The sequence below is a fragment of the Trichococcus alkaliphilus genome, assembly GCF_003008695.1.
Lineage (GTDB): Bacteria > Bacillota > Bacilli > Lactobacillales > Aerococcaceae > Trichococcus > Trichococcus alkaliphilus.
In genome coordinates this window covers 32,203-44,182 of the sequence record NZ_PXZT01000004.1, presented here as the reverse complement: position 1 = coordinate 44,182, position 11,980 = coordinate 32,203, and the positions used below count along the sequence as shown (strand labels likewise).

14 protein-coding genes are annotated in these 11,980 nt (G+C 47.4%); 1 reads left to right on the top strand and 13 read right to left on the bottom strand.

What is annotated here, in order from left to right:
* The first annotated feature begins 45 nt into the window (after positions 1-45).
* A complete protein-coding gene (locus C7R73_RS04985; protein WP_239992569.1) occupies positions 46-879 on the top strand; it encodes an SDR family oxidoreductase in 834 nt (277 codons plus the stop codon).
* 135 nt (positions 880-1,014) lie between these two features.
* Here the strand turns inward: C7R73_RS04985 and C7R73_RS04980 are convergent, their stop codons facing one another.
* The 13 genes from C7R73_RS04980 to fabD all read right to left on the bottom strand — a co-directional run bounded on the left by C7R73_RS04980 (position 1,015) and on the right by fabD (position 11,975).
* Positions 1,015-1,995, bottom strand: coding sequence for an aldo/keto reductase (locus C7R73_RS04980; RefSeq protein WP_106449432.1), 981 nt, complete (start codon positions 1,993-1,995; stop codon positions 1,015-1,017).
* An 83-nt stretch (positions 1,996-2,078) separates the two neighbouring features.
* Positions 2,079-2,921 (bottom strand): aldo/keto reductase, encoded by an 843-nt coding sequence (locus tag C7R73_RS04975; RefSeq protein ID WP_106449431.1) that lies wholly within the window; start codon positions 2,919-2,921, stop codon positions 2,079-2,081.
* A gap of 226 nt (positions 2,922-3,147) precedes the next feature.
* The gene (locus C7R73_RS04970; protein WP_161525864.1) at positions 3,148-3,558 is read right to left on the bottom strand and encodes a ribonuclease HI family protein; all 411 of its coding nucleotides are present in this window, start codon (positions 3,556-3,558) and stop codon (positions 3,148-3,150) included.
* 79 nt (positions 3,559-3,637) lie between these two features.
* Positions 3,638-3,850 (bottom strand): cold-shock protein, encoded by a 213-nt coding sequence (locus C7R73_RS04965; RefSeq protein WP_106449429.1) that lies wholly within the window; start codon positions 3,848-3,850, stop codon positions 3,638-3,640.
* A gap of 114 nt (positions 3,851-3,964) precedes the next feature.
* Positions 3,965-4,936 (bottom strand): tetratricopeptide repeat protein, encoded by a 972-nt coding sequence (locus C7R73_RS04960; protein ID WP_106449428.1) that lies wholly within the window; start codon positions 4,934-4,936, stop codon positions 3,965-3,967.
* Positions 4,937-5,053: 117 nt separating this feature from the next.
* On the bottom strand, positions 5,054-5,836 hold the full coding sequence (accA, locus tag C7R73_RS04955; RefSeq protein ID WP_106449427.1) for an acetyl-CoA carboxylase carboxyl transferase subunit alpha: 783 nt from the start codon (positions 5,834-5,836) through the stop codon (positions 5,054-5,056).
* Entirely contained in the window at positions 5,833-6,708 is an 876-nt protein-coding gene (gene accD, locus C7R73_RS04950; protein WP_106449426.1) for an acetyl-CoA carboxylase, carboxyltransferase subunit beta, read from the bottom strand. The genes accA and accD overlap by 4 nt, the downstream gene beginning before the upstream one ends.
* Positions 6,709-6,744: 36 nt before the next feature.
* Positions 6,745-8,121 (bottom strand): acetyl-CoA carboxylase biotin carboxylase subunit, encoded by a 1,377-nt coding sequence (locus C7R73_RS04945; RefSeq protein ID WP_106449425.1) that lies wholly within the window; start codon positions 8,119-8,121, stop codon positions 6,745-6,747.
* Between the two features lies 1 nt (position 8,122).
* Positions 8,123-8,554: a 3-hydroxyacyl-ACP dehydratase FabZ gene (fabZ, locus tag C7R73_RS04940; protein ID WP_086984727.1), complete on the bottom strand. Its 432-nt coding sequence runs from the start codon at positions 8,552-8,554 to the stop codon at positions 8,123-8,125.
* Between the two features lie 18 nt (positions 8,555-8,572).
* Entirely contained in the window at positions 8,573-9,034 is a 462-nt protein-coding gene (gene accB, locus C7R73_RS04935; protein ID WP_106449424.1) for an acetyl-CoA carboxylase biotin carboxyl carrier protein, read from the bottom strand.
* A 3-nt stretch (positions 9,035-9,037) separates the two neighbouring features.
* Positions 9,038-10,273 carry a beta-ketoacyl-ACP synthase II gene (gene fabF, locus C7R73_RS04930; protein WP_106449423.1) on the bottom strand — a complete coding sequence of 412 codons (1,236 nt, stop codon included), beginning with the start codon at positions 10,271-10,273 and terminating at the stop codon, positions 9,038-9,040.
* A 15-nt stretch (positions 10,274-10,288) separates the two neighbouring features.
* A complete protein-coding gene (fabG, locus tag C7R73_RS04925; RefSeq protein WP_106449422.1) occupies positions 10,289-11,020 on the bottom strand; it encodes a 3-oxoacyl-[acyl-carrier-protein] reductase in 732 nt (243 codons plus the stop codon).
* A 28-nt stretch (positions 11,021-11,048) separates the two neighbouring features.
* A complete protein-coding gene (gene fabD, locus C7R73_RS04920; RefSeq protein WP_106449421.1) occupies positions 11,049-11,975 on the bottom strand; it encodes an ACP S-malonyltransferase in 927 nt (308 codons plus the stop codon).
* Positions 11,976-11,980 lie beyond the last annotated feature (5 nt).

Here is an 11,980-nt window from a genome sequence, read left to right as displayed (position 1 = left end):
TCCAAGAGCTATAGTCTGAATAGAAATGAAATGGAGGCAATAATGATGAGCAAAACATGGATGATTACAGGTGTGAGCAGTGGTTTTGGCTACGAACTGACCAAACAGTTGTTGGATAAAGGCGATACGGTGATCGGAACGGTGCGCAATAAAGCCAAAATTTCTGATTTGATTGCGGAGTACCCGACGCTGTTCGATTGCCAGATCCTTGATGTAACCGATACGCCCACTGTACATCAAGTTGTCAAGGAATCTTTTGAAAAACACGGAGAAATCGATGTCATCATCAATAATGCTGGCTATGGCCTGTTCGGTGCTGCAGAAGAGTTGAGCGACGAGCAAGTGGATCTCATCATCGCGACCAATTTGACTGGCTCCATCCAGATGATCCGTTCCGCGCTTCCGTTCTTACGAAAACAAGGTCACGGCCGCATCATCCAAATATCTTCCTATGGCGGACAAGTCGCTTTCCCGGGCAATTCCATGTACCATGCCACGAAATTCGGGATCGAAGGCTTCTGCGAATCTGTCGCCCAGGAAGTGGAACCCTTTAATATCGGCGTGACCATTGTAGAGCCAGGCGGCGCACGGACCGAATTCCGCTACGGAAGCGCACAAGTGGCTGACCTGATGCCTGAATACGATGGCAACCCGGCGCACAGCTTTCTTGCGATGCTTGATTCAACAAAGGTACTGGCTCCCGGAAATCCTGCGGAGATGGCAAAACGGATCATTGAAAGCGTGGATATCACACCCGCGCCGCTTCGCATGGTCCTCGGCTCGCAAGCGCTGGCCAGCACCATTTCTACGCTTGAGAACCGCTTAGCCAATTTCCGGACGCAAACAGAATTGGCCGCCTCAACGGACTACAAGGAATAATCCCTATAGTCTGAACTAAGGCAACCCTGATCAGCACACTCATCAGGATACGAAAAAGAAAGCCCGAATGAATTCCTGCAGCCAGGGATCCATTCGGGCTTATTTGTTGTTAAAAGATTTGTGCACAAGAGCTTTTTAGTTGTGCCCCATTATATGATGAGGGATGTATGGTTCTTCCAGAGAAAGGATGTCCTCCGCAGAAAGCTTGAAGTCAAGAGCCGAAATGGCGCTGGTCAGATGGCTTTCCTTTGTTGCCCCGATGATCGGCGCAACGACTTGATCCTTCTGCAGCAGCCAAGCCAAAGCAACCTGAACTCTCTCGACGCCATATTTTTCGGCAATCGCTGCAACCCGTTCCACGATGACGCGGTCCTGTACTTCGGTCGTATCATACTTATGTTTCGCCACCTGATCCATTTCGAAGCGTTTCGTAGTGGCGGACCAATCACGGGTGAGCCTCCCTGAAGCCAGCGGGCTGTATGGCGTTACGGCAATCTTTTGATCCGTGCACAACGGCAGCATTTCCCGCTCTTCCTCCCGGTATAAGAGATTCAGGTGATTCTGCATCGAAACAAACTTTGTCAGGCCGTTTTTTTCGGCAACAGATTGCGCTTTGGCGAATTGCCACGCGAACATGGCTGATGCGCCGATATAGCGGGCTTTGCCGGATTTCACGACATCATGCAAAGCTTCCATCGTTTCCTCGATTGGTGTGTTGTAGTCCCACCGGTGGATGATGTAAAGGTCAACATAGTCCATGCCCAACCTTTCCAGACTGTGATCGATTTCAGTCAGGATCGCTTTGCGGGAAAGGCCCCCTCCGTTCGGTGCCTGGCGCATCTTCTGATGTACTTTTGTCGCCACCACGATTTCATCCCGGTTGGCGTAATCGTTCAAGGCTTTCCCGAGTATGCTTTCACTGGCTCCGTATGAGTAGATGTTTGCCGTATCGAAGAAATTGATCCCCAAATCCAACGCACTTTTTATGACTTTTCTGCTCTCTTCTTCTTCCAGTACCCAATTATGGAAGCCGCTGTTCGGATCGCCGAATCCCATGGCTCCCAAACAAATCCTTGAAACATCCATCCCTGTATTGCCGAATTTCACATAATCCATCATCATCTCTCCATTTCTTTAGGATAGGACCACTGCCGGTTGATCGCAGTCCATGCCTGTTTCATTAGTTCATCTGCCTGGCATTAACCGCGGTTCACCAGCTTTTCGACCAACTTCGGATCGTAGTGCGAGAAGAAGGCGCTCTCTTTTTTGTCCAAGCCTTTGATCGTTTCCATATCCTCTTCAGTAAGACTAAAGTCAAAGACATCCAAATTTTGGATCATCCGCTCTTTATGCGTCGTTTTCGGAATCACCACGACGTCACGCTGCAACAAATAGCGGAGCGCAACTTGAGCCGTCGTTTTGTTGTATTTGTCTCCGATCATTTGTAGCGTTTCATTCGTGAACAGTTCATTTCTGCCTTCAGCAAAAGGACCCCAGGATTCGATTTGAGTGCCGTATTTTTTCATGATTTCATGCGCATCCACTTGCTGATTGAATACATGGGTCTCCACTTGGTTGACGGCCGGTACGACATTTGTGAAACGAACCAGATCGATGTACCGGTCAGGATAGAAGTTGCTCACGCCGATGGCACGGATTTTACCTTGCTCATACAGCTCTTCCATGGCGCGGTAGGTCCCGTAGTAATCACCGAAGGGCTGATGGATCAGAACCAGATCCAGATAGTCCAACTGAAGTTTCTGCAGCGATTCTGCAATCGAAGCTTTGGCTTTTTCATACCCGGCATTCGATATCCAGACTTTTGTCGTAATGAATAGTTCTTCACGCGCAACACCGCTTTTTTTAATTGCATTGCCGACCGCTTCTTCGTTTCCATATGCTTGGGCGGTATCGATCGAGCGGTAGCCTACCTCGATTGCATCCAACACGCAGCGTTCGCATTCTGCAGCATCAGGTATCTGATACACGCCATAGCCCAAAATTGGCATCTTGACACCATTATTTAAAGTTACATATTCCATCAATATTTTCCTCCAGTTCAAATTTGATGACATAGAAACTCACTATGTTGCTGATAGTATACTCCTTGAAGTGGACTCCAAGTCAAGCATAATCTATGACTCGCATACACTAAAAAGCGACTGGCGGCTAACAAAAAAGCCATCCCCGTTTCAAATAAGGATGGAGAGAGCCTTTTTTGAGTGATGAAAATGGCATTTTGGATTCTGGAAGACAGCCCATTCAGACTCATTTTTTCTTTTTGGTGAGCTGATAGAGCGCTTTTTTTGCGAGATTATCGGCTCCTTTATTTTCCTTTTCCGGAATCCATTCCAAGTAAAAATTAGTGAACGTAGCTAAATCCAGCAAGGTCTCTTCCAGCAAAAGCTTATGTTCCGCTTTTTTGGTATACTTTTTCCTGATCGAATCGGCAACGAGTTTACTGTCGGTGTAACAAAAGACGAGCTGATCCTGTTTGCTGTGTTTTTTCAGATGGCGCAATCCATACAGAAGTGCTTCGAATTCGGCCCGATGATTATCCATTCTGTCCTCTAAAGGCAGGCCTATCTGCTCTTGCACGCCGTCCTCAACGATCAAAATCCCGATGGCTGCATAGCCTTCTTTTCCGGTAGCCGCCCCATCAACAAATAATTTTATCAAATGTTCCACATCCTAAAAAACAAAGGTGAAAGAAAATCCTGAACGGATTCCCCTCACCTTTGCGGTTTACTGTACTTTTTTATGATTCTGCCAAGACGATCACATTAGTGGCCTGTGGTCCTCTTACGCCTTCAGCGATATCGAACTGAACGCGTTGCCCTTCTTCAAGTCTTTTGAAGCCTTCTCCAGCTATACCGGTAAAATGTACGAAAATGTCGTCATCCTGTTGATCGAGTTCAATAAAACCATACCCTTTATCATTATTGAACCACTTTACTTTGCCAAATTCCATTGTACATCCTCCTTCAACACTCATATCTTTGGAACTGCTTTCACAAAGACGGGTTACCCCCATTATAGAGAGGAATCCCTATAGAGTCAATTATTCTGATAGCTTCATTGGCACTTATTCAAAAAAACCAAAAAAATCGGCCAGCTTATTTTCCAATTGTTCAATTTCATCGCGGATGCTCTTTTCGCTTGGATCGCCCGTCGATACGGCCCCGTTGTAAATGCGGTAGAGCACCTCCAACCAGTCCGTCACGGATAGGATCGTCCTGTCTTCGAACGGATAAAGGAGGGATAATTGCATGAAGAAGGCATTCTCCATGGCATCTGCCATAGTCGGATTTTTATTGGCAATTTCTTCCCTGATATACGCCATTCCTTCTTTGTAAGTTTTCGAGTCGATCAACGGGACAACTCCAGCCAGATCCAATTTTTCTTCGGTCCCGTCCAATCTGACAGTAACCGTCGGATGGAGCCCGCGCGCAAGAAATTGATGGATGATCTCTGTCTTGAGCATCCGGTGGAGATTGTTATTCATGAGCAGGCGTTGCGCTATCTTGCCGAATTGGTCATCCTCCAATTCCTTCAATTGTTGCGCGTATGCTTGTTGCTTGTGGAACGGTTGCGTATCGATGGTTTTTTCGGCTTGGAGGATTTCTGAACTTTTTTTTAGTTTTTTCTCCAAATTCTTCAGTTCAACTTTTTCGACTTCAGCCTCCAATTGCTCCAAAGCGAATTGATGTTCCATCGACAGACCGAAAGTATTTTTGCGTGCTTCGATTTGCTCACGGGCCATGTCGAATGATCCGGAATGCGACAAGCCTTTCAAATAAAGGAAATCGATGTCGTCCACCGAAATGGCGGAAGCAATATCCGGACGCATTTCGGTTATCAATTCCAGACTCTTCTCTGCTTGATCGGTCTCCTGCAGCAACATGAGATACAGCGGGAGGATATCGTCCGCCTTTTTGATGGCTACAGCTTTGCCGATCCATTCTTCCGCAAGTTGCAGATTTCCCTCTTCAAATGCCAACAATCCTTTTTTCAAGTATCCCTCGTAATTAAATGGAAAAACAATCTTTTCTCCCATTTCCATCACCCCAATCTAAGCTGATTTTCCTGTTAGGTCATTATAACACAAAAGCAAACGCGAAAAAAACCGCCCACACAGCTGCTGCTGTGCGGGCGGTTTATAGCAGTTCTTGAATCAATAATTTCGGAATCGTTTTTGTCGTTGCTCGACCAATTCGGTTGGAGTCAGTTGCTTCAGCTCTTTCAGCTTGGCACTTAATTCCCGCTTCAGTTCCAGCATGACATCATCCGATTTACGGGCCACTTTCCTGCGGGTTTCCATAATGATTTTGTCGATGACGTCCAATGAAAAAAGATCATCAGGCGTCAACTTCATTACTTTGGCTGCTTCATCGGATCGTGAGGAATCTTTCCATAAAATGGAGGCAAAGCCTTCCGGGGACAGGACAGAATACATGGTATTCTCCAACATCCACACCTCGTTGCCCATTGCCAGCGCCAATGCGCCGCCGCTGCCTCCCTCACCGATGAAGATGGCGATGAAAGGAACCGTCAGTTGACTCATCACCAAAAGCGATTCAGCGATTGCTTCACCGATGCCTCGATCCTCAGAATCGACGTCGCAAAAAGCACCTGAGGTATTGATGAAAGTTACGATCGGACGATTGAATTTCTCCGCCTGCTTCATCAAACGGATCGCCTTTCGGTAGCCTTCCGGATGCGGTGACCCGAAATTCCGGTAGACATTTTCAGTCACATCATGGCCTTTTTGCGTTCCGATGACGGTTACCGGCATGTCATCCAGCAATGCGATCCCACCGACGATAGCAGGGTCGTCACCGAACTTTCTGTCGCCGTGGAATTCAACAAAACCTTCACAGATGGCGTGGATCATTTCTGTCGCCGTCAGACGGGAGATGCTTCTTGCAGATGTGATAATTTCTTTGACATCCTTCACTGCACTTCACCCGCCTTTTCTGCAGGAGCATGCAACAGCAAAAGATGCTGCAATGCTCTCTTTAAATCTTTTCTGGCTACAATTTTGTCGATAAAGCCGTTTTCCAGCACTTTTTCGGCTGTCTGGAAGCCTTCAGGCAATTTCGCTTTGATTGTCTGTTCGATGACGCGTTTGCCGGCGAAACCGACAGTCGCCCCTGTTTCAGCCAGGATGATATCCCCTTGCATCGCAAAGCTGGCCGTTACGCCCCCAGTCGTCGGATCGGTTAGGACTGTGATGTACAACAGACCGGCTTTACTGTGATTGGAGACTGCAACGCTGACTTTCGCCATCTGCATCAAGGACATGATGCCCTCCTGCATTCTGGCGCCGCCCGAAGCCGTGAAGACGATGATCGGGAGCTTTTCTGACGTTGCGCGTTCAAATGCGAGCGTCAGCTTCTCGCCGACAACTTTCCCCATGCTTGCCATGATAAAGTTCGAATCCATCACACACAAAGCAACTTTATGCTTATTGATGAATGCCGCGCCGGTTACAACCGCTTCGTCAAGTCCCGTTTTTTCTTTGGCAATCTTCAGTTTGTTCTCATACCCCGGAAAAGCCAGTGGGTTCTCTTCGGGCATGAGCGCGTTCCATTCATCAAAAGAACCTTCATCAACGATATTGGAAATGCGTTCATATGCCGAAATCCTGAAATTATAGGCACAATGCGGGCATACTTTATCTTTCCCTAAATCTTTGCTGTAGATCGTCTTTTGACAATTCGGGCATTTTTCCCATAAGCCTTCTGGAACGATCGGTTTCTGATCGTCTGCTTTTGAAGCGGGAACTTGGGCTATCGGAATGTAAGGACGCTTACGAAATAATTTCATTTCCTCACCTCTAGTGTGACTTCTTGACTAATTGATTTATACACTTTCCTCTTCTTCAGGTGCCCATGTTTTCAGGAACACATTCTGAAGATATTCCGTATCGTAATCTCCGGAAATGAAATTAGGATCCTGCAGAATATCTTCCTGGAAGAATTGGTTCGTGTCGACTCCTTCGATGACCAGTTCCTGAAGCGCACGCCTCATTTTGGCGATTGCTTCGCTTCTGTTGTCGCCTTTTGTGATGATTTTGGCGATCATCGAGTCATAGAATGGCGGAATCATATATCCTCCATACATGGCGCTTTCGACACGCAGTCCATTCCCGCCGCTAGGCAAGAACAGGTAGTCGATTTTCCCGGATGAAGGGCGGAAGCCCAAAGCCGGATTTTCAGCGTTGATTCGGCACTCGATCGTGTGACCGGTGATCGCTACGTCATCTTGCGTAAAGGACAAAGGCTCACCGCTCGCGATGCGCAATTGTTCCTTTACGATATCGATGCCAGTCGCCATTTCGGTTACCGGATGCTCCACTTGGATACGCGTGTTCATTTCCATGAAATAGAAACGTTGTTCGGCATCGACGAGGAACTCGATCGTGCCTGCATTCGTATAGCCAACATGTTTGGCCGCTCGGATGGCGACGTCCCCCATGGCTTTGCGAGTAGCTTCAGTGATGAACGTGGACGGGCTCTCTTCAAGCACTTTCTGATGATTGCGCTGAAGGGAGCAATCGCGTTCGCCCAGATGGACAACATTGCCGAATGAATCCCCTAAAATCTGCACTTCAATATGACGAGCCGGTGTGATTATCTTTTCAAGATACATGCGGTCATCTCCGAAGGCTGCCTTAGCTTCCGCTTTCGCTTGACTGAAGGCTGCCTCCAAACCGTTTTCTTGGTAGACTTTCCGCATCCCTTTACCGCCGCCGCCAGCGGCAGCTTTCAAGATGACCGGATAACCGATTTTCTCTGCTTGCAGCACTGCCTCTTCATATGAAGAGATGTAGCCTTCGCTTCCCGGGGTCACAGGCACGCCTGCTGCGATCATCGTTTTGCGGGCGTTTGCTTTATTGCCCATCAGGTCGATGATGGTGGAAGAAGGTCCGATGAATCGGATATTCATTTCTTCGCACATCGTGGCGAATGCACTGTTTTCCGAGAGGAAACCGAAGCCTGGATGGATGGCTTGGGCTCCTGTAACGACTGCCGCACTCAAAATGCTTGTCATATTCAAATAGGAATCGCTCGCTTTTGCAGGACCGATACAAATGGCCTGAGTGGCCAGTTGTGTATGCAACGCTTCGCGGTCAGCTTCAGAATAGACCGCTACCGTCTGGATTCCCAACTCATGACAAGCCCGAATGATCCTGACAGCAATTTCTCCTCTGTTTGCGATCAATACCTTCGTAAACATATTATCTACCAATGATGAAGGTCATTTCAACTTCACAAACTTTTTTGTCTCCGACAAAAGCTTGTCCATAACCGATACCCGCAAATTTTTTCAATTTGATGATATCCACTTGAAGACGCAAAACGTCGCCAGGAACAACTTTTTGACGGAATTTGACTTTATTCAATCCGCCTAAGTAAGCTGTTTGTCCTTCGAAATCAGGCAATGTCAACAAAGGGATAGATCCCGCTTGCGCCAATGCTTCAACGATCAATACGCCTGGCATTACTGGTTCGCCCGGGAAATGTCCTTGGAAGAAAGGTTCGTTGATTGTTACGTTTTTGTAGCAGACGATGTGCTCGCCTGGTGTTAATTCCTCTACTTTATCAATGAAGAAAATTGGGTAGCGGTTCGGGATGATAGCCATAACTTCTTGTGCGCTTAATAAACTCATTTTAATAGTCTCCTTTTTTTAGACGATTCGGAACAGCGGTTGGTTGTATTCAACGATTTGTTCATTTTCAACCAGTACTTCAACGATTTCCCCATCGAATTCGCTTTTGATTTCATTCATAAGTTTCATTGCTTCCACCAAGCAGACAACGTCGCCTTTAGCGATATTCTGGCCTTTAGTGGCGTAAGGCTTCGCATCCGGAGTCGGTGAAAGGTAAACAACGCCGACAATCGGAGAAGTAATGATCTGTCCTTCTTTTATCGCAGTCGCTTCAGAAAGGGCTTCTTTGATGTTTTGGACCGGTGCAGTCACTGCTGGAGTTGGAGCTGCTGCCGGAACGCTGTCGCTTGACTGCTGGTTTGATTGGACCAGCTTGTTTTTGGACAACAAAAGTTGAAAGTCGCCTGTCTGATAATGCAACTCAGTCAAGGTTGATTCATCGATCAAGGAAATGAGGCTTTTTACATCTTCAATATTCACGTATTAAGCCTCCCATTTTTTGAAACATAGTACGGCATTATGGCCGCCGAAGCCCAAAGAATTGCTCAATGTGTAAGTGACTTCTTTTTCACGACCAACATTCGGGATGTAGTCCAAATCGCAGCCTTCATCAGCCACTTGGAATCCGATTGTAGGCGGCAAGAAGTCGTCTTGAATGGCTTTAACGCAGACAACAGCTTCGATACCGCCGGCCGCGCCCAGTAGATGACCGGTCATGCTCTTTGTGCTTGAGATAGCGACGTTGTATGCTTCTTCGCCGAAAGCATATTTGATGGCAGCCGTTTCGCCGGAGTCGTTTGCTGCTGTGCTTGTTCCGTGAGCGTTGATGTAATCGACTTGCGCCGGAGTGATGCCAGCTTCTTTCATTGCTTGAAGCATCGCTTTGCCAGCTCCGCTTCCATCAGCTGATGGAGCCGTCATATGGTAAGCATCACAAGTGACACCGTATCCGACAACTTCAGCCAAGATATTTGCGCCGCGTTCCAATGCGTGATCAAGATTTTCAAGCATCAAGATGCCGGCACCTTCACCCATTACAAAGCCATTTCTTTCTTTGTCGAAAGGAATGGAAGCGCGATCCGGATCAGTGCTTGTGGACAAAGCAGTCAGTGCCGCAAAACCAGCGATGCCGATTTCGCAGACCGTTGCTTCTGCTCCGCCTGCAAGCATCAGGTCTGCGTAACCATGCTTGATGCTGCGGAAAGCTTCTCCAATTGAGTTTGTCGCAGAAGCACAAGCAGTAACGATGTCCATGCTCGGTCCTTTAGCGCCGAATTTGATGGCTGTATTTCCTGCCGCCATGTTTCCGATCGCCATAGGCACGAACATAGGCGGTACGCGTTTCGGTCCTTTTTCATGCATTTTGATGATGCCGGATTCCATAGTGATGAATCCGCCGACACCAGAGCCGATGGTAACGCCAAAGCGATCCGCATCGATTTTTTCCATGTCGATGCCGCTTTGTTCCACGGCTTGAGCAGAGGCTGCTACCGCATATTGCGAGAACAGATCCATACGCTTGTATTCTTTGCGGTCCATGTATAAAGTCGCCTCGAAGTCTTTCACTTCGCCCGCGACAGAAACGCCCGTTTCGGATGCGTCAAATTTAGTGATGGCAGTAATACCATTTTTACCGTTTTTGATGCCGTCCCAATATTCAGTGACTGTATTTCCTAAAGGTGTGATAGCACCCATACCTGTAATAACAACGCGATTCATATTTATCCTCCTGTCTTACATGTACATGCCGCCATTGACACTGATGGTCTGGCCGGTGATGTAAGTATTCTCACTTAAGAAGACAGCAGTGTTTGCCACTTCTTCGGCTTTTCCAAATCGTTTCAATGGGATTTGCGTCAACATTTGTTCCTGAATCTTTTCTGAAAGAACATCCGTCATTTCCGTTTCGATGAATCCTGGAGCAATGGCATTACAAGTAATGCCTCTTGTCGCAGCTTCACGGGCGACAGATTTCGTCAATCCGATGATTCCTGCTTTGCTGGCAGCATAGTTGGCCTGCCCTGTATTTCCGGTTTCACCGACGACGCTTGAGATATTGATGATGCTGCCGGCTCTTTGCTTCAACATAAGCGGCAAAGCGTGGCGAATCATATTGAAAGTACCCTTCAAATTCACTTGATAAGTGGCATCGAAGTCTTCTTCATCCATACGCATGATCAATTTGTCGCGGGTGATCCCAGCATTGTTGACCAAAACATCAACGGAACCGAAAAGTTCTTTGGCTTGGCTGACGATTTCTTTGGCAGTCTGAAAATCGCTGACATCGCCTAAGAGTGTTTTGACAGTGACGCCATAAGATTCCAGATGCGCAATTTTTTCTTCAGCAATCGGTTTGCGTGCATTCAGAACGATATTGGCTCCACGTTTCGCATACGCTTCAGCGATGGCTTCCCCGATTCCTCTTGAACTACCAGTGACGATGACCGTCTTTCCTTTTAAATCCAAGACTATCCCTCATTTCTTGTCAGATCTCTTATTTTTTTAACGCTTCAAGGGTCTTGTTGAGGGATTTCAGATCCTCCACATTGTATACTGCGACCTCTTTATTGATTTTTTTGATGAACTTGCTCAAAGTCGTGCCAGGGCCGACTTCCACGAAGGTGTCCACACCCAGTTCAACCAGCTTGCGGACGCTGTCTTCCCATAAAACCGGTGATTCGATCTGACGCACCAACAGACCCTTGATGGCGTCCCTTGTTACGATGGTCGCTTCGGTATTGCCTACAACCGGTATCTTCGGTTCATCGACAGTCACCTCTGCCAAAGCCACTTCCAACTTTTCCGCTGCAGGATGCAACAGAGCGGTATGAAAAGGACCGCTGACGTTCAACGGGATGATGCGTTTCACGCCTTTGGACTCAAGGATTTCGATGGCTTTATTGACGCCTTCGATTTCCCCGCCGATGACGATCTGCGTCGGCATATTGTAGTTGGCAGGCGCGACATAAGCCGTCTCGCTTGCTTCCCTGCAAGATTCTTCGATCACGGAACGTTCCGCATTCATGACGGCGGCCATTTTGCCACGGCCTGCCGGCACTGCCTCACTCATGTATTTGCCGCGTTTCGCTACGAGCGAAATAGCCTCATTAAAAGAAAAAGCATTGGCTTTCACCAGTGCTGTATATTCTCCGAGGCTCAATCCTGCAACAAAATCTGGCTGAATTCCCTTTTCAGCTAGTAATTGATCAAGGGCGTAGCTAACCGTTAAGATTGCTGGTTGTGTATATTCAGTTAAATGAAGCTTGTCATTCTCTTGGAAACATAGTTCTGCAACATCGTAACCAAGCGTTGCTGAAGCTTCATCAAAAACAGTGCGCACAACGGCATACTCGTTATAAAGTTCTTGACCCATTCCGAAATATTGCGCACCTTGACCACTATAGACAAAAGCTGTTGCCATTATTT